This window comes from Saccharopolyspora sp. NPDC049426 (assembly GCF_040676935.1).
In the GTDB taxonomy this organism is placed as follows: domain Bacteria; phylum Actinomycetota; class Actinomycetes; order Mycobacteriales; family Pseudonocardiaceae; genus Saccharopolyspora.
Map to the genome: position 1 here is coordinate 305,855 of NZ_JBFAPZ010000007.1, position 25,054 is coordinate 330,908.

At 66.9% G+C, this 25,054-nt stretch carries 25 protein-coding genes and 2 CRISPR repeat arrays (1 of these 27 only partly in view); of the genes, 14 read left to right on the top strand and 11 right to left on the bottom strand.

Features of this window, described 5'->3' with window-relative positions; genetic code table 11:
* Positions 1-14: 14 nt before the first annotated feature.
* Complete coding sequence (locus AB0J78_RS17890) at positions 15-467, top strand: hypothetical protein (protein ID WP_363790230.1); 453 nt, start codon at positions 15-17, stop codon at positions 465-467.
* A 271-nt stretch (positions 468-738) separates the two neighbouring features.
* On the opposite strand, the gene AB0J78_RS17895 is transcribed toward AB0J78_RS17890, so the two are convergent.
* Complete coding sequence (locus AB0J78_RS17895; RefSeq protein ID WP_363790232.1) at positions 739-1,176, bottom strand: hypothetical protein; 438 nt, start codon at positions 1,174-1,176, stop codon at positions 739-741.
* A 231-nt stretch (positions 1,177-1,407) separates the two neighbouring features.
* Here AB0J78_RS17895 and AB0J78_RS17900 point away from each other — a divergent pair, with 231 nt between their 5' ends.
* The 7 genes from AB0J78_RS17900 (at position 1,408) to AB0J78_RS17930 (ending at position 6,839) form a co-directional block, all read left to right on the top strand.
* A complete protein-coding gene (locus AB0J78_RS17900) occupies positions 1,408-2,553 on the top strand; it encodes an AAA family ATPase (RefSeq protein ID WP_363790467.1) in 1,146 nt (381 codons plus the stop codon).
* Positions 2,554-2,588: 35 nt separating this feature from the next.
* A complete protein-coding gene (locus tag AB0J78_RS17905) occupies positions 2,589-4,301 on the top strand; it encodes a hypothetical protein (RefSeq protein WP_363790234.1) in 1,713 nt (570 codons plus the stop codon).
* 65 nt (positions 4,302-4,366) lie between these two features.
* Positions 4,367-4,765, top strand: a complete 399-nt coding sequence (locus tag AB0J78_RS17910; protein WP_363790236.1) for a hypothetical protein — start codon at positions 4,367-4,369, stop codon at positions 4,763-4,765.
* 118 nt (positions 4,766-4,883) lie between these two features.
* Positions 4,884-5,510, top strand: coding sequence for a helix-turn-helix domain-containing protein (locus AB0J78_RS17915; protein ID WP_363790238.1), 627 nt, complete (start codon positions 4,884-4,886; stop codon positions 5,508-5,510).
* Between the two features lie 95 nt (positions 5,511-5,605).
* On the top strand, positions 5,606-6,301 hold the full coding sequence (locus tag AB0J78_RS17920; protein ID WP_363790240.1) for a hypothetical protein: 696 nt from the start codon (positions 5,606-5,608) through the stop codon (positions 6,299-6,301).
* On the top strand, positions 6,298-6,549 hold the full coding sequence (locus AB0J78_RS17925; RefSeq protein WP_363790242.1) for a hypothetical protein: 252 nt from the start codon (positions 6,298-6,300) through the stop codon (positions 6,547-6,549). Before AB0J78_RS17920 ends, AB0J78_RS17925 begins: the two co-directional genes overlap by 4 nt.
* Positions 6,546-6,839, top strand: coding sequence for a hypothetical protein (locus AB0J78_RS17930; RefSeq protein WP_363790244.1), 294 nt, complete (start codon positions 6,546-6,548; stop codon positions 6,837-6,839). Before AB0J78_RS17925 ends, AB0J78_RS17930 begins: the two co-directional genes overlap by 4 nt.
* A gap of 71 nt (positions 6,840-6,910) precedes the next feature.
* Here AB0J78_RS17930 and AB0J78_RS17935 read toward each other — a convergent pair whose 3' ends face one another.
* The 10 genes from AB0J78_RS17935 to AB0J78_RS17980 all read right to left on the bottom strand — a co-directional run bounded on the left by AB0J78_RS17935 (position 6,911) and on the right by AB0J78_RS17980 (position 18,697).
* The gene (locus AB0J78_RS17935) at positions 6,911-7,882 is read right to left on the bottom strand and encodes a M23 family metallopeptidase (protein ID WP_363790246.1); all 972 of its coding nucleotides are present in this window, start codon (positions 7,880-7,882) and stop codon (positions 6,911-6,913) included.
* Entirely contained in the window at positions 7,879-8,775 is an 897-nt protein-coding gene (locus AB0J78_RS17940) for a replication-relaxation family protein (protein WP_363790249.1), read from the bottom strand. The genes AB0J78_RS17935 and AB0J78_RS17940 overlap by 4 nt, the downstream gene beginning before the upstream one ends.
* A gap of 188 nt (positions 8,776-8,963) precedes the next feature.
* Positions 8,964-11,282 (bottom strand): type IV secretion system DNA-binding domain-containing protein, encoded by a 2,319-nt coding sequence (locus tag AB0J78_RS17945; protein WP_363790469.1) that lies wholly within the window; start codon positions 11,280-11,282, stop codon positions 8,964-8,966.
* A 173-nt stretch (positions 11,283-11,455) separates the two neighbouring features.
* Positions 11,456-13,228 (bottom strand): DUF87 domain-containing protein, encoded by a 1,773-nt coding sequence (locus AB0J78_RS17950; protein ID WP_363790251.1) that lies wholly within the window; start codon positions 13,226-13,228, stop codon positions 11,456-11,458.
* Positions 13,225-14,280, bottom strand: a complete 1,056-nt coding sequence (locus AB0J78_RS17955; protein WP_363790253.1) for a PrgI family protein — start codon at positions 14,278-14,280, stop codon at positions 13,225-13,227. The genes AB0J78_RS17950 and AB0J78_RS17955 overlap by 4 nt, the downstream gene beginning before the upstream one ends.
* Positions 14,277-15,398 (bottom strand): hypothetical protein, encoded by a 1,122-nt coding sequence (locus AB0J78_RS17960; RefSeq protein WP_363790255.1) that lies wholly within the window; start codon positions 15,396-15,398, stop codon positions 14,277-14,279. The genes AB0J78_RS17955 and AB0J78_RS17960 overlap by 4 nt, the downstream gene beginning before the upstream one ends.
* 21 nt (positions 15,399-15,419) lie before the next feature.
* Positions 15,420-16,382 carry a hypothetical protein gene (locus AB0J78_RS17965; protein ID WP_363790257.1) on the bottom strand — a complete coding sequence of 321 codons (963 nt, stop codon included), beginning with the start codon at positions 16,380-16,382 and terminating at the stop codon, positions 15,420-15,422.
* A 4-nt stretch (positions 16,383-16,386) separates the two neighbouring features.
* Positions 16,387-16,797: a pilin gene (locus AB0J78_RS17970; RefSeq protein WP_363790259.1), complete on the bottom strand. Its 411-nt coding sequence runs from the start codon at positions 16,795-16,797 to the stop codon at positions 16,387-16,389.
* Positions 16,788-17,627: a hypothetical protein gene (locus AB0J78_RS17975; protein WP_363790261.1), complete on the bottom strand. Its 840-nt coding sequence runs from the start codon at positions 17,625-17,627 to the stop codon at positions 16,788-16,790. The genes AB0J78_RS17970 and AB0J78_RS17975 overlap by 10 nt, the downstream gene beginning before the upstream one ends.
* 791 nt (positions 17,628-18,418) lie before the next feature.
* The gene (locus AB0J78_RS17980) at positions 18,419-18,697 is read right to left on the bottom strand and encodes a hypothetical protein (protein WP_363790263.1); all 279 of its coding nucleotides are present in this window, start codon (positions 18,695-18,697) and stop codon (positions 18,419-18,421) included.
* 170 nt (positions 18,698-18,867) lie between these two features.
* Here AB0J78_RS17980 and AB0J78_RS17985 point away from each other — a divergent pair, with 170 nt between their 5' ends.
* The 6 genes from AB0J78_RS17985 (at position 18,868) to AB0J78_RS18010 (ending at position 24,093) form a co-directional block, all read left to right on the top strand.
* On the top strand, positions 18,868-19,713 hold the full coding sequence (locus AB0J78_RS17985) for a DNA methyltransferase (protein WP_363790265.1): 846 nt from the start codon (positions 18,868-18,870) through the stop codon (positions 19,711-19,713).
* Between the two features lie 34 nt (positions 19,714-19,747).
* Positions 19,748-19,990 carry a helix-turn-helix domain-containing protein gene (locus tag AB0J78_RS17990; protein ID WP_363790267.1) on the top strand — a complete coding sequence of 81 codons (243 nt, stop codon included), beginning with the start codon at positions 19,748-19,750 and terminating at the stop codon, positions 19,988-19,990.
* A 133-nt stretch (positions 19,991-20,123) separates the two neighbouring features.
* Positions 20,124-21,233: a tyrosine-type recombinase/integrase gene (locus AB0J78_RS17995; protein ID WP_363790269.1), complete on the top strand. Its 1,110-nt coding sequence runs from the start codon at positions 20,124-20,126 to the stop codon at positions 21,231-21,233.
* A gap of 18 nt (positions 21,234-21,251) precedes the next feature.
* Positions 21,252-22,013: a CRISPR direct-repeat array (repeat unit 29 nt; unit sequence CGGACCACCTCCACGTGCGTGGAGAGCAC).
* 156 nt (positions 22,014-22,169) lie between these two features.
* Positions 22,170-22,493 carry a hypothetical protein gene (locus AB0J78_RS18000; protein WP_363790271.1) on the top strand — a complete coding sequence of 108 codons (324 nt, stop codon included), beginning with the start codon at positions 22,170-22,172 and terminating at the stop codon, positions 22,491-22,493.
* Positions 22,493-23,713: a putative T7SS-secreted protein gene (locus AB0J78_RS18005; RefSeq protein WP_363790273.1), complete on the top strand. Its 1,221-nt coding sequence runs from the start codon at positions 22,493-22,495 to the stop codon at positions 23,711-23,713. Before AB0J78_RS18000 ends, AB0J78_RS18005 begins: the two co-directional genes overlap by 1 nt.
* Positions 23,698-24,093: a hypothetical protein gene (locus tag AB0J78_RS18010; protein ID WP_363790275.1), complete on the top strand. Its 396-nt coding sequence runs from the start codon at positions 23,698-23,700 to the stop codon at positions 24,091-24,093. Before AB0J78_RS18005 ends, AB0J78_RS18010 begins: the two co-directional genes overlap by 16 nt.
* A gap of 335 nt (positions 24,094-24,428) precedes the next feature.
* Positions 24,429-25,054: direct repeats of the CRISPR family, unit length 29 nt; unit sequence CGGATCACCTCCACGTGCGTGGAGAGCAC (it continues 78 nt past the right edge of the window).

Here is a 25,054-nt window from a genome sequence, read left to right on the forward strand (position 1 = left end):
GAAGGAGACACACCATGTCGACACCAGATCCGAAGAATCGAGACGCCCACACCGCCGCGAGAATGCCGCTGTCGCCCGCAGTCGCCGAGGTCGCCTCATTCGCCCAGCACCGCGTGGCCTACACGCTCGGGCCGCAGCCGCCGATGAGGATGCCCGCCGAAGAAGGCGGAATCGTCATCACCCAGGTCGAGTCACGCCCCGATGGGGGCCTCGCCAGTTTCAACGGAGTCTGGAAACGACAGCTGCAAGCCAGTACGGTCCGGGAATCAACGCTCGTACTCCAATTGCGCTGCCCCGCCACCGACGATGACGACCACGTCGATGTGTGGCTGTGGATAGCCCGGAACCGGCGCTTCCTTCTCCTCGGACACTGGAAGAACTCCGGACCCGGATGGCCGCAGCTGGCCGCACCGCTCATTCACGCCGCCCACCACTCCAGCAGCGGCACCATGCGGCGCATCGCCTGACCACGCCCGTAGCGCGCTGAGCACGGATTACAGCGGCATTGGAGGTGCCGATGGGGGATCCACTCGTGGATCCGTTGGGGGTGGCGCCCAGAACCCCACCAGGGAGCGCCACCCCCAACGCAGGTCAGCACCCGCACAGGGGGATCCGCTGCTCTCCCCAACTGGCTTGCCCCGCAAGCCGGAAACCACATCGGCCGGCCAGCCACAGCCACGGGCACAACGACAACGACCAGGCACCAGGTCAGGCCCCGCGACCTCGCACCGCCTCACATCACCAACCAATTTCTCTATTTAATTTGCCATTCCCCTTTCTCATTTGATTCACTGGCATTTCTCTATTCGCCGAGCTGGTCACCAATTGCACGGTTTTCCAAAGCGCATTCAAATACGCTGAATCAGTCGCCAGCAAATTCCCGGAATTTCCCTGGGAAATCCGGGTTTTAGTGTTGCGCGCGGCGTGGGATCGAGTTAATTTATATGTGTCGCCAGGAACGGAACACCACCACCGAATTCCACCCCTGGCGCGAGCCATGTCAAAATCTGACTGATTGGGCAAACCATGTGCTACGCCGACACCACCGTGAACGATGACGGCACCGCCATCGCGTACTGCTACTGCGGCTGGTCGGAAAACTGTGACACGCTGGAAATCGCCGAACAGGCCGCCGAACAGCACCAGAACCGCCAGGACTAACCACCAGCCAGCCACGCTTTTTGCACCCCGCCGCATTATCGCGCGCGATTTCCTGACCCGCCGGGGTCATGTCGCCGAATTCCGCTGAACTTCGCGGCATGCCCTGACAGGACCCGGCATTTTCGGAATCACGTCCCGCCCACACGTGGACCATTTCATCCATTTTTTCGCGGCGTGAGCCATGTTCATTTTTAGGAGCCTGCCGTGCCCGCTGCCGTGGACATCACCCCGAACCCGACCACCGACATGGAAACACGGACGATGACCACTCCCACCGGTGGGCGCCTGGCCAGCGGCGAATTGCGGCGAATGGTCGCGGGCTGGCTTGTCGATCGCCCCGGTCGCGACGTGACCGCGCGCGAAATCGCGGCGGATTTGGGCCGGTCATCGGGCGCCGTGGGAAACGCCTTGCGGACACTGGTCGATCAGGGCACGGCCAAACAAGCCGGTACCGCCCCGCTGCGTTTCCGGGCCAATGACGCCACCCGATCAGCCGCCGCACCCACGGCGCGCCCGGACCCGGCGACCACCCCCAAGAAATCCGCACCAGCCAAACCAGCAAAGGCGAAAACCCCGCCGAAAAAGGAAACGCCGGTGGTCGGTCCGGTCACGCGCCCGAATGGGCAGACCTATCACCCCCGGAAATTGGCCGGGCTGCCGGACGTGACCGCGTTGCGCAAGCTGCGCGACGCGGGGATTCCCGCGTTGATGTACGGACCACCCGGCACCGGGAAAACCTCGGTGATCGAAGCGGCGTTTCCGGACTTGATCACCGTTCCCGGCGACGGGGACACCACGGTTGCCGATTTCGTTGGTGAGTACACCCAAACGCCCGAGGGTCGTTACGTTTTCGTGCATGGGCCGCTCGTGACCGCGATGCGTGAGGGCCGGTGCCTGTTCATCGATGACGCGACGTTGATCCCGCCCACGGTGCTCGCTGTGGTCTATCCCGCCATGGACGGGCGGCGGGAGATCACCGTCAAGGCCAATGGCGGTGAAACCGTCACCGCCGCAGCAGGTTTCTACACCGTGGCCGGTCACAACCCTGGCGTTCACGGGGCTGTGCTGACCGATGCGCTCGCCTCACGGTTTTCCGCGCAGATCCAGGTATCAACTGATTTCGACCTCGCCACGCAACTCAAGATCGATTCCCGCGCTGTCAGGGTGGCACGCAATCTCGCGACACGGCAGCGCACCGGGGACGTCACGTGGGCCCCACAACTGCGCGAACTGATCGCGTTTCAAAAGATCGCCGAAGCACTCGGTACCGATGCCGCCGCGCGGAACCTGATCGGCATCGCACCGGAGGACGATCGCGAGGCCGTGACAAAACTCGTCCGTGACCTGTTCAAGGTCAGCGCCGAACCGCTCTCGCTCGGCAGCCGGATCTGACCACCGCCCAGCTGAGTCCAGAAGGGACAATCATCATGACGGCACACGTAACCCATGACGACGCCGCTACCCCAACTCCAATCGACAAGGCGGATACGGCGTGGCAGGAGCTCTCATCCGCGCTCACGGACGAAGCTCCCGACATTGCCGGGCGTGACGACCTGGTGGTCACGATCGCCCCCGGAGCAGGGGGCGGCGCGCCCGGCCGGTTCCTGCCGCACCAGGCCACCATCGAACTCGACGGTACGCACCTGGGCAAGGTCGACCCCGCGACCGTCGCACCCGCCATTGCCGCCGACCGCGTTCGGTACCCGGTGGCCTGGGGTGTGTTCGCGCATGAATGCGCGCACGCGGCACACAGCAGATGGGAACCACACGAAGGCACACCGCCGAGCGTCATCGACGCCGCGATGAACCTGGAAGAATCCCGAATCGAGGCCGTCCACGTGCGCCGCCGCCCGGATGATCGGACGTGGCTGCGCGCGTCGTCCACGAAACTCATCCTCGATGAAGTCCGTGCCACGAGCGAGGACCGCGCCAGCGCGGCGCACACCGCCGCCTTGCTCCTGGCCCGCGCGGATGCCGGGATTCTCGACTGGGAGGAACTCGCCTCCCTCACCAACAAAGTCCGCGAACTTCTCGGTACCGACACGTTGCGGCAGCTGCGCGAGATCTGGCAGGAAGCACACCGCACCGCCGACGACGACACCGACGCGATGATCGACCTCGGCCGCCGGTGGTGCGCCGCGCTGGGAACCGATCCCGACGCCACACCGCCGAAACCGGGCACCACGCGATCCGATGGCACTCCTACCCCACTAGCGAAGGCCGTCACCGCAGCGATCGCGGAAGTCGACAAGAACACCACCGCCACACTGCCCGGTGATCCCGCCACTGAGAAGGCGCAAGCGAAACGGAACGAGGAGAAGGAACGGCACACGGCCTTGCGCACCGCCGCACAGGTCTTTTCCGCCCAGACACCAAGTGGTTCCGGGCCCTCGGTGTCCAAAACACGGACGCCGACTAACGGGGAGCGTCAGGCAGCACGGAAGCTGGCCCGGTCGCTGACTACCGCCGGAATCCGCGACCGCGCGACCGTCAAGACCACCTCAGCCACCCCACCCGGCCGGTTGCGGATGCGCGGTGCGCTGGCTGCCGACGCGCAACGCGCGGCGGGGGCCATGCCCACCGCCGAGCCCTTCACGCGGATCAGCCGCCAGATGACACCGGCGCCACCGTTGCGGCTCGGAATCGCCTGCGACGTGTCCGGCTCGATGCGCCGCTTCGCCAAGCCGGTCGCGAGCGCCGCGTGGATCCTCGCCCACGCCGCACGTCACGCCCAGGTCGATGCCCGCACCGCCACCGTGATCTTCGGCCGTCACGTCCACCCCATCACCTACCCGGGCGTCGCCCCGGCGAACGTGTCCGAATTCGACTGTGGCGGCGGCTGGGAGGACATCCCCGGCGCCCTGGCTGCCCTGGACGGCGCACTCGGGCTCGCTACCCCCGGCGCCGCGCGACTCCTCGTGATCGTCTCCGACGGCATCTTTTGCGACAAGCCGCGTGAGCAGGGCCAGCGCCTCCACGACCGGTTGCGTGCCCAGGGGTGCGGCGTGTTGTGGCTGGTACCGAACCGGGAAACCAGCACCCCGCTCGATGGGGCGACCGTCATCGAACTCAGCGACCCAGCAGCGACCGCGCAGGCCATCGGCCGTAGCGCCACCCAGGCATTGCGCTCCACCCGCTAGAGACCACCGCTGCATCGCAAACAGACCGCAGCGGGCCACCAAAGAGACCAAACAAGGAAATCGCTATGCACCACAACGTCACGACCATTGACGAGACCATCGGGCAGGATCCCGACCGCTACAGCTACGAGGCCACCGTCGAAGCGAACGGGAACATCTTCCGCGCCAAGGTAGTTCGTGGCCCCGACGTGGGCCGGAGCCGGGCCACCGTCGAAGTCCTGACCAGGCCGCGAACCTGGTCCCAGGTAACCGCGCAGAACCCCGGTAGCTGGTTCTCCAAGACGTCACCGCCCGACCGGCCCGGACTCAACCCGTCCCGCGAACTGCGCCCCATCGTCATCAACCTGATCAACCGGGCCATCAACATCCTCGACCTGGAACCCATCCCGCGCAGCACACCGACCACGCGTCCACGAGCGGCCCCGCCGCAACACGGGACGGTCGAGACAACTGAAAACGCTTGACTCCTCACGAGAGGAGAGCGTCCATATCCATGTAGCCGCGAACCGGCAGCGCGCGCCGGGGCTACATCGCCCTCCGGAGGGCATGACCCACCACCCCACTTCACACAGGGAGGCCGTCATGCCCAGCACCACCCAAGACAGTGCACCCGCCCGCGTTCGCACCGACACCGAAGCCAAGGTATGGGCCGCACTACACGCCCACCCCGAATCCACGACCACCGAAATCGCTCAGCACGCCGAAATCGGCCGGTCCACCGCAGGAAAGATCCTCGCCGCGTGGTCGAAATCCGGTGACATCACCCGCATCCCCGGTAGCAAGGACGGCTCTCGGCGGCTCCCCGACCGCTTCGCCCCGGCCACCGCGCCCGAACCGGACACCCCCACGCCGGCCACCACACCCGCAGAAGCCGACGCGGCCAGCGCTCCGGAAGAGCCCGAGACGAATCGGACCGACGCCACAGCTTCGTCATGTGCGCACGCAACCGCCCCCACCGGCGACGGCGAAGGCAGCGAAACGCCGGTCGCGTCTGACAAGCGCCTAGCCAAGGGCGAACTGCGTGGGATGGTTGAGGACTACCTGGCCGCCCAGCCCGGCGCGGAGTTCAGCCCGGGCCAGATCGCCAAGGCCCTCGAACGGTCGGCCGGTGCGGTCAACAACGCGTTGCACAAGCTCGCCGACGAGGGCTACGCCCGCCAAACCCAGACCTCCCCCAAGCGCTTCACCGCTAGCAGCGAGGAGCCCTAGGCCGGTGACTGCCCAGGCCCGCCCGCCACCGAGCGGGCCTGGGCGCGAGGTCGGCACGAGATCAACGACGACGTGAGATGAAAAGGAACCGAGCTATGGGGACCTTCTTCGATCGCTACGTAGTGGTCGATTTCTACGTAGGACGGGGCGTGCAAGCCGAGTGGATCGGTTCGGTACGCGCGGCGCGCGAGCCGGAAGAGATGCTGCGCACTCCATCCGGCCGAGCGCTGTTGCGATCGGTGTATGAGCGCGCCTACCGGCGCCGCGTCAATGTCCTGTTCAACAAGTGGTCCGAGCATGACCAGTGGAGCGCCACCTATCCGAACCAAGTGGGCTGGCCGTGGCCGTACCCGAGCAGTCATCACAGCGACTGGATCATCACCTTCGACCCCGGCATCGGTGCCGTGTTCGTCACGGTCGGCGGAGGAGTGGGCTGGTACCGCGTCGATCCCGAGGAGCCAACACTCCCGGACCAGGAGTGCCGCAGGAACCTCGCAGCACCCGACGAGGGTGCGAGTGGGACGCCCCATGACCCGGCCGCAGCATCACCGGTTCCGCTCCCCCAGCACCCCGCCCGCACGCTCCCGGAACCCCGTGAGCTGGAAGAGGCGATCGGGCAAATCGACCGCGACACCGACGCGCTCTGGTTCACCGTGTTCGCGCAGCTCGCCGATCGTCATGGATGCTTCCACGCCGAGGAGGGACTGACTGCGCTGCGACGGCAGATCACCTCGGAACAGCCACCGCACGTTCACAGCTGGCTCAAGCGCTACCTGCGGGAGCGCTCATGACACTCAACGACCCGGATGCCACTTGGCAGAGCATGCGCGAGGCCGTGAATCAGTGGCGCGCAGCGATCGACTACGCCGACATGGTGGATCCCTCGCACTGGGACCAAGTCAACGAGTACGCCAACGAATTGGCCGCCCACGCAGCGCAACTTCTCGACTGGCTTGATCTGGGCGGCAGACCGCCGCAGCAACTCACCCCGCCTCCACCGGGAGAGCCTGACCTGTCACATTCAGGGAGTTCAACATGACTACTCGACCCGAATACGTTGTGCGCCAGTTCCGCGAGAACGAATGCCTGATCACCGCAATTGTGCGTGACCCCGGTGACGAGCAAGTGATCATCTACGGCGTCGTGGCCCGTCGCGGGCGGCTGGTGGGCAGCTACTACTGCCTCGACCACGTCCGCGATGACTGCCGCATCGTCACCGCCGACGGGCAGCAGCACGAAAGCACCGACCCCAAACGCCCTCTCACAGAACCGTTGGCGGTGTACACGCTCACCAACATGACCACCCCGCCCGCGCACCGGCTCACCTAGCACCAAGATGCCCGTCGGGCCCGTCACCCGAGTACAACTCGGGTGACGGGGCCGACGCGTGCCCTCGGAAATCAGTTGTGCTTCTCTGCCACGTCGCACAGTGACGGGTGGCCTCGGCCACGGTAGAAGGCGACGGGGTCGACGGACTGGCCGTTGTTCTCGATCTGGAAGTGCAAGTGTGCTCCCGTGGATTCGCCGCGATTGCCGACCTCAGCGATGACCTGGCCTGCTTGAACCCGGTCACCGACGCGTACGTGGTTGAGGTTGTTGTGGCCGTAGACCGTGGTGATGCCGCCGGGGTGCTCGATGCGGACCCAGAGGCCGTAGCCGCTAGCGGGACCGGAGTCGATCACGGTGCCGGTATGGGCAGCAAGGATGGGTGTGCCAATGGGTGCGGCGATGTCCTGGCCCTTGTGCATCTCGCCGTTACGTGGCCCGTAGCCGGACGTGCATGTGCCAGTGGTGGGCACGACCCAGCCGCCGCCTGATGCAGGGGCGGGCTGGCAGTGCGCGCCGTGCAGAGCGGCGACAATGGCGCGCGCGGCTGGCTCGTGTTCGGCGTAGGCCTCGGGGAAGGCCGACTTCTGGACGGCGTCGGCTGCCTCCGTCACGCGCAGGTTCTCCCATTCGGGGACGGCGAGCAGGTGTGTGTAGAACTGGGTGGAGCTGTAGACCGGGTTCAGGATCTCCTCAGAAGAGCCCCAGCCCATGGAGGGGCGTTGCTGGAACAACCCGAGGCTGTCGCGGTCGCCCCAGGTGAGGTTTCGCAGCCAGGACTCGCGCAGCGCGGTCGCGATGGCCACGACCTGGCCTTGTTCGGGGACGTGGAGTTGCTTGCCGACGGCGACGATGGTGGCGGCGTTGCGTGTCTCCTCTGACCCGTAGCCGACCAGAGTCATCCCGTCGGTTCCTGCGACGAGGCAGGTGGACGAGCTTGTCTGGCGCGCGGCGAAGATGCTGGTGATCGCCGCGCCCGCCACCGCGATCACCATCAGCGGAAACCCGATGACCACAGCCGCGAGGAGCAGGAGGGCCTTGCTCATCGCGGTTCACCGGCCTGTCGGGGCGTGGTGGGTGTGGGCGGCATCGGGTTCGGCGCCACGATCTCTGTGCTGGAGCGGTGCTCTGGCTGCGGGCTTGGCCGGGTGCGTGGTCGTTGCGGCCATGCCGCGGCGAGGTCGTGCAGCGCTCGGCGCTGGTCGTCACGTGGCGCCAGAGGTGCCCAGATCGCCTCCGCCGGGTTGGGATGTCCCGAGGGATCGGGATCGAGAAGGTCGGCAGCGGCGGTGACGATGGGCACGTGCTCGGGGTGGTCGAGTCCACGCCAGGCGTTGGCGAGCTGGGTGCGGAGGCTGGCTTCGCGGCGGGCGGTGGGGGCCCAGAGCAGCAGCGGGGTGACGATGCCGGTGCTGGCGGCCAGCCGGGCGTAGCCGGGGAGTTTGGCTGCTACGCGCCCGGTGGTTTCGGTGCCGAGGTCGTATTCCAGGAAGAACTCGAACTCGCGACCGTCGTGGCGCCAGCGGCCGTAGGCATCGGGCCGGACGAGGTCCCCGAAATGCCGTGCGCAGCGGACCTCCGACCACCATGCCGAGACCTGCTCCAGCTCGTGGGTGTGGGCGCGGGCGATGAGGGCGGTGAAGAACTCGCCGACTCCCACGGCGTGGGCGAGGCGTTGGCTGTAGGCGATGCTGGTGGTGCGGTCGCGCCGGTAGCCGAGGGCCTTGGGGTCGATGCCGGCGTCGGCGGCGAGCACGCTGGCTCCGGCGGGCCCGAGGACGTAGTGCTGGGGTGCGCTTCCGGCATCCACGGTTGGCTGGAAGCGGTCGAGTACCGACCACTGGTAGAGCTCCCGCAGCCGCTGTCTTCCGGAGCGCGGCGATGGGAAGGCGCAGGTGGTGATCTGGGGTGCGGTGAGTACGCGGTGTTCGTGGACCATGCGGATGATCCACTTGTCTCGGCTGGTCAGGCGTTTGGCCAAACGTGCCTGGTGTTCCACGGAGTTGGCGGCTCGGGTCTGTCGTCGTGTGGGTCGTATTCCGTGCAGTGACTTCTGCCGGATGGGTTTGTTGAGCATGAGCACCTCCGTGCGTCGGGCACGGCTTTTCGAGGAATGCGGGCGGGATGTCACTCGTGTAGGCGTGGGTCGGTGCTCGGCCGTGGCGGCTGGCTGGTCCCGGTGGAGGCGGCCGGTGGTTGGGCGCTGGGGCGTGTGCGGGTGGCGGCCTGGCGGCGCAGCGTGCGGGAGCGTCCGGGGATCGCGGCCGGGAGGGGGTCGGTGACCAGCGTGAAGGGGCGTGATTGCTGGCCGTGAACGACGAGGCGGGCGGCGGCGTGGTAGGCGTCGAGGTGGGCGAGGTCGTGGTCGGTGAGGTGCGGGTGGGTGTGCTGTGCGAGGGCGCGGGCGTCCTCGGGGCTGGCGGCGAAGAGGACCTTGTTGCGGGCGTTGGTGGAGATGCCTTCGCGGAGATCGCGTGGGAGCTGGCCGAGGTGCTGGTGTGCCAGGGTCATGGAGACTCGGAAGCCTCGGGCTTCGGCGAGCATGTCCTCCAGTGGGTAGGGCAGGTTGAGGAAGTTGTGGCATTCGTCGATGTACATCGCCGCGTCGCGGCGCTCGCGCTGCGGGGTCGCGGCGCGGGCGGTGGTGGCCTGCCAGGCACGGGCCACTGCGAGGGAGCCGAAGAGTCGGCTGGTCTCGTCGCCGAGCGAGCCCTTGGGGATGCGCACGAGGCAGATTCCGCCGTCGAGCACCGCGTTCATGTCCGCTGTGGAGGCACCGGCGGTCAGGGCGTCGCGCACGAACGGGCGGAGCAGGAAGCTGCGGAGTTTGTTCATCAACGGGGCGATGACTTGGGCGCGGGAGGCCTCGGTCAGCTCGGCGTACCAGTCCCAGAATCCGCGCAGGACGGGGTCGGTGACACCGGCGGTGACGCGGTCCCGGAAGGCAGGTTCGACGAGCAGGCGGGGGACATCGGCGAGCGTGGCGATCCCGCCTTGGGTGCGCAGGGTCAGGCATGCGGCGCGGAAGACGTCGTCGGTGCGTGGTCCCCAGAACGCGGAGTAGACGCGGCGGAAGACCGAGACGAGATTGTCGACGGTGACGTCCACGGCCTCGCCGTCGAGGGGGTTGAGGCAGGGTGGGCGGCTGCGGGCGTCGGCGTCGAAGAGGACCAGCCGGTCCGCGGCCGTCTTGGGCAGGCGCGAGAGGACGTCGGTGACGAGGTCGCCTTTCGGGTCGATGACAAGGCAGCCGCGTTCGGCCTCGGCATCGGCGAGGATCATCTGGGCGAGCAGGGTGGATTTTCCGGAGCCGGTCGCACCCATGAGGTGCAGGTGTTGGCGGGCATCAGCGGCGCGCAGGCCCACGCGGCGGGTCTGCCCGGTGTCGGTGGAGCCCAGCGGCTTGACCTCCGGCCCCGGTGCGGCGACCTCGGGTGGTGGGGTCAGGGCGCGGGCACCCGCGCGGTGCAGGCCGGGAATGGCCTCATCGGTGGGCAGGTGCGCCAGCGCGGCGATCTCGGGGACCGAGAGCAGGTCTCCCCGACCGAAGCCACGGTGGCGCAGTGCTGTGGCGGGGCGGTGCAGTCGGTGGCGCCGGTAGCGGTTGTGGTCGGTGTAGGCCGCGAAACAGGTGGCCACCGTGTGGGCCCGGCCGCGCAGCACTCGGCGGGCTCGGCGTCGCTGTTCGGGATCGATCGGACGGGCAAGCGTGGTGCTGGCGGCGTAGCGCAGGCGGGTCTCGTACTGGCTGCCGCGTTGTTTGGTGACACGGACCCTGTCCTGCGCGGAGCGCTCCAACCGCGTGTGCGCATCTTCCTGCCCTCGCGTGGACTTCGTCTGTGGCGAGCGCGCCGTTGCGGGAGTGAGAAGGTCGAAGAGGAATCCGCGCAGGTGCGCAGCGCCGGTGAGTCGGCGTCCGGCGGCGGGGCGGGCGAGTACTTGCACGCAGACGTACTCCCCCGGGCCGAGGCCGCTGGGTGCGGCCAGGACCGCGCGCAGCGGGTCGGTGTCGAAGTCGGTCTTAATCGGCAGCGTCTCGGGTCGGGCCAGGCGGAGTTCTCCGCCGACAACCAGGGTGTGCTCCTCGTCGGGCTGGGGGATGGGTGAGGTGGCCGGCTGGGTGTGGGTGCGGGCGCCGGGCCAGGCGGCTTCGACGGCGCGCTCGATGAGGCCGGGCGGGATCGTGCCGGGCACCCAGATCTGGATGGTGATGCCATCGCGGGTGATGACGTACTCGCACGCCAGATGGGGCTGTCCGAGCAACGCGCGTTTCCACGCCGGCCGGAGCAGCCCCACCAGATGTGACCACAACGCGGCCCCACCGGCGGCATCCACTGTGGGCGGCGACTGGATGGTCACGACTTTGGCGTTGTGGATCAGCCTGTTTCGCCGATATGCGCGCAGTGCGAAACGCAACAGAGTGACCGTTCCGAGGCCAGCCAGCATCAAAGCGAGCAGTAGTGGGCGGTGCAGGAGGGAGTGGATCGCGGTCTCGGGGTCCTGGAGGTAGTTGGCGATGCTGTCCCCGAGGAGTTCGACCGGGTTCCACAGGTTCGGAAAGACGCGCAGAAACATCGATCCCCCGCTCTTGTCGAGAAAGTGGGCTGTGGACGTGGGGTTTAGAGGTCGATCCAGTCGTCGGTGTCCGCGTGGGTGGTGGCGGACTGGAGGAATTCCGGGTCGGTGGTGACGAGGTCGTGTTCGACGGGTGAGGCCACGGTGTGCAGGGCGACCCATTGGGTTCCGGTGGACAGCAGGGCTTGGCCCTGGTCGGCGGTGAGCAGGTACTGCCGTGCCCCCGCGGCGAGCCCGAAGTGCGTGGCGACCTCGTCGATGGCTTGAGGTGACTGGCGCAGCAGGATCTGAGTGGTCGCGTTGCCCACGATCGCCTTGCCGAGGTCGCTGCCCAGCAGATCGCCGACGTCTTGGGTGGCCACGGTCAGGCCGCACCAGTGCTTGCGTGCAGCTTTGGCCATCCGGAACAAGAACTCCGCTCCTGCTGTGTGGCTCATCAGCAGCCACGCCTCATCGACCACGACCAAGCGTCGGCGGCGCACGACAGGGTGGGAGACCTCGCGCCAGATCGCGTCGAGGGTGAGTGCGGTTCCGATCGCCTGCAGTTCCGGTGGCAGGTCTTTGAGGGAGAACACGACCAGGTGCCCGTCGGGGCGGGTCGTGGTCGGCCCGTTGAACAGGGTGTTGAACGCGCCGTCGACGAAGGGCCGAAGGCGCTCGGCCAGCTCTCGGTCGCCGGTGGCGTGCAGTGTGTCCCGGAGGTCGGCGAGCAGGGGTGCGGGGCGTGACCAAGTGCGGGGGTCGGTGGTGATGCCCGCGTGGCGGTAGGTGGCGGCGATGGCCTCGTCCAGGGTGCCGCGTTCGGCACTCGAGAGGGAGCTGCCCAGCAGCAAGGCCAGGACGGTGTGCAGGAACAGGCTGCGACGGGCCAGCGCGTCGCTGGGGGCGCTACGGCGCCCATCCGGGCCGACGGTGACCGGGAGGTCGAAGGGGTTGAGCGTCACGCCGGGTGCGCCCAGGCGCAGGATGGTGCCGCCGACGGCTTCGGCGAGCCGGGTGTATTCGTCTTCGGGGTCGATGATGCTGGCCTGCACGCCCTGGTAGAGGTGGCGCAGGAGTTCGAGTTTGACCAGATAGGACTTGCCCGCGCCGGATCGTCCGAGGACCACGGCGTTGTGGTTGTCGGCGGCGAACCGGTCCCAGTGCACCAGGCCCGAGGACTGGGCGTTGTAGCCATACAGCACACCGTCGGTGGTGGACTCCAGATCGGCGGGGTCGGCGGCAGGAAGATCCGGGGAGGTGAACGGGAACGCCGTGGCCAGGGCGTGGGTGTCGAAGGTGCGCCGCATCCCGAGCGGATCGAGCCCGACCGGCAGGGTCGCCACCCAGCCCTGCACGCTGCGGTAGGTGGTGGGTTTGGCATCCAGCAACATCGAGGACGCCAGCGCGCGCACGGCGGTGACCTCGTCGGCAAGATGTTGCTCGCTGTGGGCGTGCACGGTCAGATACAAGCCGAGACGGAACATTTTCGATTCACCGCGGGCGATGCGAGTCGACAGTTCGTAGGCGTCCTCGGTCGCGGCCTCGACGTGGGGGTCGGCGAGACGGCCGTGCTCGGCGGTGTGACGGCGTCCGGATTCCAGTTTCGCCAGTTGCTGTTTCAGGTGTTTCGCGGCGTGGGCGGGGTCGACGGGGTCGATGTGCAGGGAGACGTCGAGGCGGCCGGGATAGTTCAGCAGGGGTTGCAGCCATCCCGCGTTGACCTCGCGCGGATAGCCTGCGATGGCGAAGGAGGCGACCCACTCGCCGGCGACGGTGAGGTGCCGGGCGCCGATGGTCATCGAGTCGGGCGTGAACACGCTGTGCTGCGGGGTCATGGGGTGGCCTCCCATCCGTGCGGGTCGACGAGTTCGTCGGGTGTGGCGTGGTGGGTGGTGATGACCTCGGACGGGCCGGCCAGAGCCGCCTCGGCGGTCCCGGTGTGGTCGGGGTTGCAGGCACCGGCCAAGACGTGAGTGGCCTGGGCGGTGTCGAGCACGGTGAGCCGGATGCTCGCGGGGGCGAGAAGGTCGATCGCCTCGTTAACGCGCCGGAGCAGCCGGGCTTCGGCGGCGTGTCGTGCGCCCGCATCCATCCCCCGCCGTGGCTGTCGTGGACGCCGTGGACCGGTGTCGGTGCTGCCGGGTGTGGGTGCTTCGCGGAAGACGAGCAGGACCTGGCGGCGGAGCAGGTCGGTGTGGCCGGCCAGGTGGGTGAGGAACTCGGCGTGTTCTTCGGCCGCGGTTTCCAGAGCCGGATGCGGCAGGCTCGGGGCCTGCTCGCGCAGAGCGGTGATCTTGTCGGTGAGGTCGCAGCGCTGTGCACGGATGAGGATTTGCACGGGTGCGGTCAGGGAGTGCAGGTAGCGGGCGAAGGCACCGACGAGGGCTTCGTGCTCGGTCTGGGTGCGCAACGCGAAGTTGACGGTGCTGGCCGCGGCGACCAGGGCGATGCCCTCGCCGGCGAGGTCGACGACTCCAGCCTCACCGGTGCTGGCCGGTTCCACGCCGCTGGCCGGGGCCGCCACGGCCCCCAGCCGGGGAGCCTTCGTGGTCGTGGCAGCCGGCACGAGCCACTCCGGGACAGGCTCGGCCGGAGTGGGATCGGCGACCCGGTGGCGCGGGGACAAGCGGTGCCGCACGGCCGCGCCGACCAGCCGGTAGAGGGCGATGCCATCCCGCTGGCCCAGGGCGAGCACGAGTGCGGCTGCGGCGATCGGAGTTGCCAGGACCGCGAAGACCGGCAACGCCAGGATGCTGCGGGTGGCGGCCCAGGCTCCGTAGAGCAGGGCGCCGGTCGCGGCCAGCAGCGTGAGTTGGCGGGCAGTAAGTCCGGCCAACAGGCGGTCTTCGCGGTCCACATCGGCGGGGATGCGTGCCGGTCCATTCATCGGGTACTCCTCGGTGGACGATCGCCTTCGGGCCAGGTCAGCGGCAGTTCGGGCTCAACGGGCTCGGACGCGCGGCCAGGCGGCGCTGCGGAGGCCGGCTTCGACGGAGACTCCGGCGGTGTGGCGGCTGTGGTGTGCGGCGGTGTCGAGGCCGACTGGGTACGGGACTGGGGACGGGGTTTCCTGGCTGTCGTGGGCAGGTCGAGCGGCAGGGCGTATTGGCCGTGCTTGTCCGGGCGAATGCCCTTGTAGGCGGGAAGGTCCGGTGGTTTCCGGCGGCGTGGGCGCGGCGGGCGAGCGTGCGCGGCGACCTCGCCGGAGTTGGTGAACAACGGCCGCTGCCCGCTGCCCCGCGTGGTTCGGACCGCCGCCGATGGTGGTGCTGGGGCCGGTGGTGGCGTGCTGGGTACGGGTGTGCCTCCGATGAGGGGCAGGTGGTGTTGGCCGCCGGGTGGGACCGTGGAGGGGCGCATGCCGGGTTGCCCGGGTGCCTGGGGTCGGGCGGTCGGGTGGGGGCGGCCGGTGCGGGTGAACAAGGTGCCCTGGCCCGGTCCCGGCGTCGCATCGGTGGTGGCCGGAGTGGGGTTGTCGTGCAGGGTGTGGCGGCCGGTCGCGTCGGGGTGGTGGCGGGTGTGGATGGGCAGCATGTGTTGTTGCCCGACTTCGGTGCTGGTCGGCACCGCACCGGGGCCAAGTGGTGGCGGCAGGGCGTTGCGGCTGGGTTTGCCGTCGCGGGTCCACAGCGCGGCCTGTCGCCCGCGTGCCGCCGAGGTGCGAGTGGGCGGTGTGTGGGTGTGGGTGGTGCGGCGCGTGGGTCGACGGGTTCGTGCCAGGCGTCCGAGTGGGAGAAGCATTTGCCCACCGGCCGCCGTGTGCACGTTCGAATACGGATCGGGTGCGGTTTCGCTGTGGGTGGAGGGCTTGTTCTCGCCCGCACCGGCGGGCCGGCCGATGGCGGCTGAGGCGCCGCGAATGAGGCCGAAGGTCTTGTAGGCGATCAAACCTCGGACCATGGATCCGAGAAACGAACGGTGGCCGTTGTGCAGTGACCCGAGGATCCAGAATGGGATTTTGATGAGGATGTAGCACATCGCGATCGCGATCAGAAGCTGCGCCATCACACACCTCACAATCGAGGTCTAGAAGAGCGTGACCCCGCCGGGCAGGAAGAAGAGTCGGATGGTCGCGACAAAGGCCAGTGATTGAGCGACTTGCACGGCCAGCACTCCGCCGAAACAGCGCCACCACCAGTAGGCGACCGCTTCGGTATGGGGCAGGGCGTGACACATCAGCATCAAGGGCGCCGCGATCAGCAACAGGACGGTGAGTGCGACTCGGACGACATAGGTGAGCAGCACCGCGATGATCATGACGACGAGAACGAGAACGGTGAAGATCACATACAGTTCGCTGAGTTGGCCTTCTCCCTGGGGGAGGCGGCCGCGAAGAGTGTTCGTGAATTCTGCGGCCGTTTCCGCAGCTTTGCCCGGGTCTCCCACCAGAACGGCGACCGAGAGCGCGTTGGCGAATTCAATGGCTTTCCCTCCGAAGAACAGGGACATGTTGGCGGCGGTGAACGCCACGGCGATGCGGGGCAGGAATTCTTTGACCGAGGCTCGTGTGTGCAGAGTCTGGTAGGTCATCGCGCTCAATCCAGCCAGGGTGATCAGCAGGCCGGAGCAGGCGAGCATGATGCGTTGTGAGCCGCCCCAGATTTGGCCGACGACCGGCAACTCATGCAGTGCAGGAGTCGCAAGCAATGAGTGCGCCAGCCAGTCCAACACTGCGTTGAGTCCCGAGGTGGCGATGTTTTCGAAGAATCCCCAGAACCATCCGGTGAGGAATTCTTGAATCCACCCGTGCTCCTGCGCTTCATTCCCATCCGGTGGCGGCGCAGGAGCAGCGGGTGGGGCCGGTGGGGCCGTGCTGGGCAACGGCAATGGCGGGGCGTCGACCGGCACCGAGGAGGGCGGTGCGGTGGGATCCGGAAATGGCAGTGGAATGTCCTGAGCGTGGGCTACGGCCATCACTCCGCAGAGCAACCACAGCACCGTTCCGGCCACCGCGAGGGTGGTGCCGCGTCGCGCGGCCTGATGGGACATGGGTTTACACCTCAAGAATTCCCTTGAGGATGCCGACCAGAATCGGCGCGAGAGCGCAGACAGCGAACCCGTAGGCGGCGTGCTTGACCGCTTGCTTGGCTTTTTCGACTTCGCTCGGGTCCCCGCCCGCGAGTAGATAGCGCAGCCCGCCGATGGTGAGGAACAACGTGGCGACCACCGCGAGAATGCCCATGATCCAGTTGCGGGCGTTGTTCATGACCGTTTCGAGGTTGGCCGCCTCGGCGAGAACCATCACGGGAGCCGAGTGACCGGTCGCAGCGCCAAGCAGCATGCCGGCCAGGGCGATCCCCGCCGCGAGAACGAACCGTGGGCGCCGTGCGACTCGCCGTGGGCAGCGTGGTCGCACGTGGTCGGCGCGGTGTTCGGGGTGGGGTGTGGCGGTGTTCAGTCGCATGGGGTGTCCTCCTTGCGCTCGGGCGCCGGCGACGGCAGAGCGGGGCGATCCCCGCACTTCTGAACTCCGGATTCGCCGCAAGTTCGGGACAACCCGTCAGCGCACCGCCGCCGACCGGCGGACGTGCTCCGGGCAGGGCTCGCCGTCTGGGCAGTGGTCTCGTCGTCGTGGCCGGAGTCGCTGTCGTCGCGGAGGTAGTCGACGAGCTTGCGTTCGGCGCGCTGCCGCTTCTTCTTGATCGCTTCGTAGCTCGCGCCGGAGCGCTCGGCGACCTCGGTCAGCGGGATCCGTTCCAGGCGGGTGGCGCCGATCAGGTGGGCTTCGTCGGGGGTGATGACCTCGTCGGCGACCGCGCGGGCCAGGACGATGTCGGGGTGTCCCCACGGCCGGGGCGGGGGCGAGGAAGACGGCGTGGTGCCCGCTGGCAGTGGCGTGTCCAGGGCTTCGCGGACCGCGGTGTGCCCGGCGCGGTAGGCGGCCCACCGCAGGCGCACCATGATCTGCTTCCGGGAGCAGTCGATCTGCGCGAGCTCGGCGATAAAACCTGCGAGCACCGCTGCTTCGATATCCGCGGTGTCGCCCACGAACCGCGAGGTCAGTGCGGCACTGGTCCGGATCAGCGCCGGCAGCGCCACGCCGACGCACCCCAGGGTCCACACAGCTCCCTCGGCACGGGAGGCCGACACCAGGTGCGCCCACACCGCATCGCGGGTGTCCTGCGAGCAGGCCCTGCGCAGCAGGCAGTCCCTCAGCTCATCGAGCCGCAGCATCCGAGCGGGCAGATCTGGGAAGTCACACCCGTTGACCGTGATCGGCTCGGGCCTGGTCACCAGCCACGAAAAGGATTGACGGGCGGCCGCGAGCGGCGACAATTCCCGCCCGCCGGATTCATTCTTCGAGTTCGAGTTGGATCGCATGACGTGACCTCTCTGCAAACGCCGAATCAACGACCTCTGCATCACGCCATGCGCACCACTGCACACCTGCTACTTGCCTCTCACGAAATTCATTCCGCACGACTACGCAAAAACTACGAACGAGAAGAACCCGAGTCGGCAAGATCGAACCCACGCGCAAACAAGCGAGCCACCTAGACACTCCGCAGACCGATGAGCTGCGACGTTAGCGGACTGAAGTCGACGCAGACCCACCACACGCGCACTACTACGAGCCCGCCGTCAAGATCGAACTAATTTACCCACGGCGATCAATCCTAAAATTTCCCCGAGATCACAGGCGCCGCCCACGTCCTCAGAATTTCATTTCGCGCCTGTCCCCGAACGTGCCCGGACTCGGAGTTCAGAGGTGTCACAACCGCGAACGGACCGCACCGTTCAGGGGCTTGCGGAGGAACGCAATGAGCGCCTCGGAATCTCGATCACCATCGAGCCAAATTGATACCGACCCGACAAAGTCGAGCACGCAGACAGCACCCACGCGCCCAGCCGGCGAACCGACAACGAAGACGGGCGACACCACCCCGACCACCGTGTGGCCCTGCCCCACAGCGACTGAGGCACACGGCCCGCAGCGGTGGCCTCGATCAGTACTCGACGAGATCATGCGGGCCTTCTGCAGCGCGGGCGAGAGAGTCGCGTTCCTCAACGCGACCCCTGCGGAACTACCGGCGCTGCACGGCGTGCTCCGCGCACACCAGCGGCGACCCGTGGACGAACCGGTTGCCCAGGGAACGGTCGATCTGGCGCTCGCCGTTGTACCGCCCGAACCCGGCCACGCCGAGCAGAGCAAGCACCTGGCTCAGCAGGCCGCAGCTGCGCTCCGCGCGGGTGGGGTGCTCGTGGTTCTCACGCACCACCAGCTCCATGACGGGCGGCTGGTGGATCCCACGGGCGCGGTGGTCACGACCGCGCAGGATGAGGATCTGCTCTATCTCCAGCACGTCGTGGCACTGCTCGCGCCGTTGAAGGAGCTCACACGATCCACACGACCAGCACCCGACGGCGCCCCTTCGGTGCACAGCCGTGTCCACCTGGACCTGCTGGTCTTCGCCCAGCCCCGCCAACCCGAGCCCAACACGCACCCGGCCGCACGGACCGAAGGAGCCCAGCGATGACCGACACCCACCTGCCCCCGCTGTCGGTGTGGGCCACCGCTCAGGCCGCCCCGGTCACCCAACGCAAGGGCCGCTATCTCCGGGAGTCCACCGCACACCCGGCCAAAATGCTGCCCGCCATCGCCGCGCACGCCATCGCCCACTACACCCAGCCCGGCGACACCGTGCTCGACCCCATGTGCGGCATCGGCACTACCCTGGTCGAAGCACTGCACCAGCAGCGACGCGGCATTGGTGTCGAATACGAACACCAGTGGGCTCAGATCGCCCAGCACAACCTTGACCGCGCCCACCGCACCGGCACCGACACACCCGGGCGCGTCCTCCGTGGCGACGCCCGCCAACTCGACTCGGTTCTGCCTTCCGAGCTTCGCGGCACGGTCGCACTCGTGGTCACCTCACCGCCCTACGGCCCCTCCACCCACGGCCGAGTCACCACCGGCGACGCCGGCGTGCACAAGCGGCTCCACCGCTACGGCAACACCCTCGACCGAGGCAACCTCGCCAACATCGGCCACCACAGACTCCTCACCGGCTTCACCCGCATCCTCACCGCCACCGCCCCCTACCTTCGCCCCGGCGGCCACGTCGTCATCACCCTCCGCCCCTGGCGCGAAAACGCCGAACTCATCGACCTTCCATCCCAAATCCACGAATGTGGACTCCGCGCCGGACTGAACCTCACCGAACGCTGCGTCGCGCTCCTGGGACGCGTCGCCGACGACAAGCTCGTGGCCCGCGGCAGCTTCTTTCAACGCGACTTCGTGCGCAAACAACGCAAGGCCGGACTCCCCCTCCATCTCATCACTCACGAAGACGTCCTCGTCTTTCGCAAGCGCTGAGCGACAGAGCGGGTTTACAGGAGGCGCAGTAATCATGTCGAGGCAACCAGACGAGTGCGAACCCGCCGTAGGAAATAGCGGAGGGGAGAACGAGTCGTCCCGACTCTATACACCTTCGGAAGTCGCACAGATTCTGCGTGTTCCTGAATCATGGTTGCGGCGAAAGGCCAGCTCGAGGAGCATCCCTTGCACCTTCTTGGGAAAGCATCTTCGTTTCAGTAATAGGGACCTCGAAACCATCGTTCACGAAGGCTCTCGGAGCGCCCACCGCCGCTGATTGAGCCATTCATTCATCTTGCAGGTACCGCCAAAGCGCGGCGAACACATACCGCTTGACATTCCCACGAAGTGGAGCGTGAATGTTCACACCCCGCAATTAGCGAACACTTTACGTAGGTGGAGTCACTTTTATGGCATGGCATGAGGTACACGGAAGCGGCTGGCGCGTACGTTACTACCACAATGGGGAACTGCAGACAGAGACTGGGTTCACATCGAAAACCGAAGCCCAGAAGCGCGCCAGCGACGTTGAGTACGAGATGCGGAACAAGACTTTCGTCGCCCGCAGCAAAGAGTCCGTCACGTTTGAAACATGGGCGCAGACCTGGGAAGAGGCGCACGATGTCAGCAAGGGAACTTGGCTGAAGTACCGCTCTCACCTGAACAACCATCTGATCGCGAAGTTCGGCGATACACCCCTGGACGAAATCAGTCACATCAAAGTCAAAGGTTGGGCGAAGAACCTACGCCGAAGCCTCGCCGATGCTACGGTGCGCGACATCATCACACTTCTCTCGATGATCCTTGGTGATGCCGTCGAGGAAGACCTGATCACCAAAAACCCATGCCGACGGCTCAAGTTGACACTCGAGTCGTCACCTCCGAAGGAGACGGTCACAGCTCGCTCACTCCTGCGAATTGTCGAGCGTATACCCGAGCATCGGACGCTTGTGCTCACAGCGGCGTTTACCGGCATGCGCTGGGGCGAGATCGTCGGCCTAACATGGCGGAACGTCAATCTCGATGAAAGCACGATTACTATCGATCACAAAGTCGGTGCTCTTCATGAAAATGGCGGAAAACTCGAGCTCGGACCGCCTAAGACACCATGCAGTGCACGGGTAATCCATCTTCCACCGTTCCTCGTAGAGATGCTGCGCGAACACCGTTCCCAACAGCCGAGCGATCACGTGTTCACCGGTGTCCGAGGCGGGCTACTGCGCCGCGCGAACTTCCGCAGCCGCTTTTGGCGTCCAGCAGTGGCCGGGCACAAGCAACGCGGTTGGGCCGCACTGCAGCCCAACCTGACCTTCCACGGTCTCCGCCACACCCACAAAACGTGGCTCAACGAGGACCACGTCGACAAAGCCCTACAGTTCCAACGACTCGGCCATCACCTGCCCGGAGTCGAAGGAATCTACTCGCACTGCAGCCAGCCCATGATCGACCACATGCTGACCAAACTCGAAGACCGCTGGAAGCAGGCACAATCCAGCATCAAGAGAGAGCCTGCACTCTAGCCACGACCAGCACCGAGTGGCACCACCTCCACGTGCGTGGAGAGCACTCCCTCGCTACCTGGATACAGGGTCGGTCTAGCGGACCACCTCCACGTGCGTGGAGAGCACTGCGACGACGCGCGCCCGTGGAACCTCCCGAGCGGACCACCTCCACGTGCGTGGAGAGCACGCGAGTTTGCGGCCGACCACGCCGAGGGCGTGCGGACCACCTCCACGTGTGTGGAGAGCAAACGCCCGCCGTCGATCGCCTGCGGCGGGACCTTCGGACCACCTCCACGTGCGTGGGGAGCACCGAAACATCGCCCCCTGGTTCGGAAAGGACTACGGATCACCTCCACGTGCGTGGAGAGCACGTAGCGGGATCGCCTCGGCCGCCCGGTCACGCCGGACCACCTCCACCTGCGTGGAGAGCACTCCTCTAGCAGGTCCAGCTGCGCGCTGGTGCGCGGACCACCTCCACGTGCGTGGAGAGCACTTCAGCGAAGTCCCCAGTCGGGCCGCTTCGTCCGGACCACCTCCACGTGCGTGGAGAGCACTTCGCTGGTGGCACTGGAAGTCGGTTTTCCGCCGGACCACCTCCACGTGCGTGGAGAGCACTTCGCTGGTGGCACTGGAAGTCGGTTTTCCGCCGGACCACCTCCACGTGCGTGGAGAGCACCTCGATGCTGGCCGGGGCGAGGAGGCCGTGATCGGACCACCTCCACGTGCGTGGAGAGCACACCGGTTTCGCCGCAGTGGGGCCTTTCTCGACCGGACCACCTCCACGTGCGTGGAGAGCACACTTCATGACCTGCAGTTTTGGGAGTGGTGGCGCGCGTTTTCCGTCATGATAGGTCTGCTCCATTCGAGGGAAGATCCGTACTTCCTGCCCGATGGCTTCCCTGGTTTTCTACCGTGTGGTCTGGATGCCAGGTAGCTGGGGACGGAGTTTGTGTGGTGGACGGCTTTCGGGTCGACCTGACCGCGTTGGGACACGCCGCGCAGGGCGTGCGCGAAACGATCGAGGCGATGAACCGCAAGCCCGTAGCGGATCTTGATTGCCCGGCTGAGGCGTTCGGTCATCAGCGCCTTGCCACCACGGTGAGTGAGTTCTGCGATCGGTGGGATGTCGGAGTCAGCAACCTCGCCGAGGATGCTGAGGAGGTTTCTGGGCGCCTCGATCAGTGCGTGCAGGACTACCGTCGCACCGATGAGGCCGCGCGAGCACACCTCGCCGGCGTCATCGCCCGTGCGTCCGGCGAGGACCCGGCGGCCGAGTGATGGCGGCGGAACTCGGCTCCACCGATGACCCCAAGGCCCTCATCCCCGGTGACACCGCCGCCGTGCGCGCGACCTCGGAGGCGATGCGGCGCTACGGCGATTCCCTTGCTGAGGCTGGTGACGGGCTCAAGCGCATCGACAGCAGCGAAGGCTGGCAAGGCGAGGCAGCCGAGCAATTCCGGGCGGCCTTCGATGGCGAGCCCACCAAGTGGATCACCGCCGGTGACAGCTTTCACCACGCCGCCGGGGCCCTGGAGAACTACAGCCAGACCCTGACCTGGGCTCAAAGCCAGGCTGCCGAGGCGATCCGGCTCTGGAACGAAGGCGAAGCCGCAACCGAGCAGGCACAAGCCGACCACGCCCAGCGGGTCGAACAGGCCCAGCAGCACGCCCAGCCGGGCGCACCGGCACCGCAGATCGCCTTCCATGATCCGGGCGAGGCCAAACGCCAAGCCGCCCGAGCGATTCTGGACCGGGCCCGCAGCCAGCTGTCCACGGCCGGTGACCAGGCGGCCGACGTGGTCGGCCGAGCACGCGACACGGCTCCGGCCGAGCGAAGCTGGATCGCCGAGGCCGGTGAGGCGATCGGGGATGCCGCGGCGACCGCGGTCAACGGGCTCGCCTCGTTCGGCAACGCTGCCCTGCACCATCCCGAACTCGTCGTCGGGGCGGTCGGTGGCGTCGCACTTACTGCCGTCAGTTCAGCCGCTATGGCCGGCGGTGTCGTACTCGACGCCACTGGTGCGGGAGCGGTGGTCGGTGCGCCGGTGAACTACGTCGCCGGGGCGGGCATGGTCGCCGGCGGGGCGATGGTCGCCGCTTCGGTCGGCGGGCTGGGGGCCGAAGCAGCAGGTGACGACTCTGTCGAGGCCATCGACGCCAGCGACGCCGAACCCGCCCCAGCGCCGGAGCTGCCGTGGGAAGACCCAGCCGTGCAGGAGAAACTTCCCGAAGAATGGGGAGACGGCAACGCCACCAAGAAGGGCGTGGGGCAACGCTGGCAAGACCCCAACGACCCAGGTAGCGGCGTTAGAATCGACCAAGGGAACCCGAACAACTCCCAACCCACCCAGCAGGTCGACCACGTCATCGTCCGCGACCAAGGCAAAGTCATCGGCCGGGACGGCGAGCCGATCTCCGGGTCGGTCAAGCAAGACCCCGAAAACGCGCACATCCCGCTCAGCGAATGGAAGCAGTGGAAATCGTGGAACCACCCGTAGACCCGATCCGCTACCCCGACATGCGGGCCGAGGTCATCGACGCGGTCGCCTCCCTCGCCGACCCCGACTACCAGCAGAAAGTCTGGATCCGGCGCGAGTACCCGCAACCGGGCTTCTACGACGACCTCACCATCAACATCAACATCCTCTTCGACGACGTCTGCGTCCTCCCCGACCCCCGAACCCGCGTCGGCATCGTCCTGCACCCGGGCGAAGTCGACGCCATGAAGGCCCTCGGCGACGTCCTCGACCCCCTCATCGACGAACTCGGCGACGCCACCGACGCCCAATACCTCAACCACCCACAGTGGACCAACATCGTCACAGCAGCCCAACACGCTCGCCAAACGCTCATGCACAGCGACGCAGCCAAATCCTGAAACGCCCCACTCGCACTTTTGGCCTACTGTCGAAAGGAATTCGACAACCACGGTTTGCAGAGCGCGCTCCTGCGCGCACCGGGCGCTAAAGCAGGATTTCGTGGCACAGTCACCGAAACCGTGACACATGTTCTGCTGGCCGCGACGGACCCGTGGTCACCATAGGCTATGATCTGGAACACCGCCACACAATCCTCATTCCCACTCGGCACCAGGTCGGCGAGATGAACGTCGGGAGTTTCGCTCCTGGAGGTGCTGAAGGAACGTGTAGCGCCGCTGACGCAGTCCGGGGTAGCGCGCAGTCGTTCAATCGGGCTATCCAATCACCGATGTAGCGGACCACCTCCACGTGCATGAAGAGCACCGCACGGTGCTGCTCCTCAGAGTGATCGTGTTCGGACCACCTCCACGTACGTGGAAATCACCTCGATCGAGGCCAGCCACAACACCCGTACCGGCTACGGATCACCTCCACGTGCGTGGAGAGCACCAGAACGCCCGGGGCGGGCAAGAAGACAGCTTTGGATCACCTCCACATGCGTGGAGAGCACCCGGCGCCGCTCCTCGACCCGATCGACCCCGGCGGACCACCTCCACATGCATGGAGAGCACGTGATCGAGCCGTCCTTGCGGCGGGCGTTGAACGGATCACCTCCACGTGCGTGGAGAGCACAACGACCAGCTCCGTCCGTCACGGTCGGGCCGCGGATCACCTCCACATGCGTGGAGAGCACCAGTGCCGGTGCTCGGCTTCTCGCCGCTGGTGCGGATCACCTCCACGTGCGTGGGGAACACCGAAGCCGATCCAGGTCTGGGATGTTCCCGACCGGATCACCTCCACGTGCGTGGAGAGCACGATCGCCATTCCCTCGAAGATCTCCTGCTGGGCGGATCACCTCCACGTGCGTGGAGAGCACGTTTTCGCTGCTCCTCGGCGCTTGTTGACGAGCGGATCACCTCC

Bases quoted from the DNA above. Each gene is read 5' to 3' on its own strand.
- AB0J78_RS17900 (WP_363790467.1), top strand. From the start codon at position 1,408: ATGGAAACACGGACGATGACCACTCCCACCGGTGGGCGCCTGGCCAGC.
- AB0J78_RS17940 (WP_363790249.1), bottom strand. From the start codon at position 8,775: ATGGTCCACGAACACCGCGTACTCACCGCACCCCAGATCACCACCTGC.
- AB0J78_RS17970 (WP_363790259.1), bottom strand. From the start codon at position 16,797: ATGCGACTGAACACCGCCACACCCCACCCCGAACACCGCGCCGACCAC.
- AB0J78_RS17995 (WP_363790269.1), top strand. From the start codon at position 20,124: ATGGCATGGCATGAGGTACACGGAAGCGGCTGGCGCGTACGTTACTAC.
- AB0J78_RS17905 (WP_363790234.1), top strand. From the start codon at position 2,589: ATGACGGCACACGTAACCCATGACGACGCCGCTACCCCAACTCCAATC.
- AB0J78_RS17890 (WP_363790230.1), top strand. From the start codon at position 15: ATGTCGACACCAGATCCGAAGAATCGAGACGCCCACACCGCCGCGAGA.
- AB0J78_RS17915 (WP_363790238.1), top strand. From the start codon at position 4,884: ATGCCCAGCACCACCCAAGACAGTGCACCCGCCCGCGTTCGCACCGAC.
- AB0J78_RS17985 (WP_363790265.1), top strand. From the start codon at position 18,868: ATGACCGACACCCACCTGCCCCCGCTGTCGGTGTGGGCCACCGCTCAG.
- AB0J78_RS17990 (WP_363790267.1), top strand. From the start codon at position 19,748: ATGTCGAGGCAACCAGACGAGTGCGAACCCGCCGTAGGAAATAGCGGA.
- AB0J78_RS17945 (WP_363790469.1), bottom strand. From the start codon at position 11,282: ATGCTGGCTGGCCTCGGAACGGTCACTCTGTTGCGTTTCGCACTGCGC.
- AB0J78_RS17950 (WP_363790251.1), bottom strand. From the start codon at position 13,228: ATGACCCCGCAGCACAGCGTGTTCACGCCCGACTCGATGACCATCGGC.
- AB0J78_RS17920 (WP_363790240.1), top strand. From the start codon at position 5,606: ATGGGGACCTTCTTCGATCGCTACGTAGTGGTCGATTTCTACGTAGGA.
- AB0J78_RS17960 (WP_363790255.1), bottom strand. From the start codon at position 15,398: ATGGCGCAGCTTCTGATCGCGATCGCGATGTGCTACATCCTCATCAAA.
- AB0J78_RS17925 (WP_363790242.1), top strand. From the start codon at position 6,298: ATGACACTCAACGACCCGGATGCCACTTGGCAGAGCATGCGCGAGGCC.
- AB0J78_RS17930 (WP_363790244.1), top strand. From the start codon at position 6,546: ATGACTACTCGACCCGAATACGTTGTGCGCCAGTTCCGCGAGAACGAA.
- AB0J78_RS17965 (WP_363790257.1), bottom strand. From the start codon at position 16,382: ATGTCCCATCAGGCCGCGCGACGCGGCACCACCCTCGCGGTGGCCGGA.
- AB0J78_RS17935 (WP_363790246.1), bottom strand. From the start codon at position 7,882: ATGAGCAAGGCCCTCCTGCTCCTCGCGGCTGTGGTCATCGGGTTTCCG.
- AB0J78_RS17955 (WP_363790253.1), bottom strand. From the start codon at position 14,280: ATGAATGGACCGGCACGCATCCCCGCCGATGTGGACCGCGAAGACCGC.
- AB0J78_RS17910 (WP_363790236.1), top strand. From the start codon at position 4,367: ATGCACCACAACGTCACGACCATTGACGAGACCATCGGGCAGGATCCC.
- AB0J78_RS18005 (WP_363790273.1), top strand. From the start codon at position 22,493: ATGGCGGCGGAACTCGGCTCCACCGATGACCCCAAGGCCCTCATCCCC.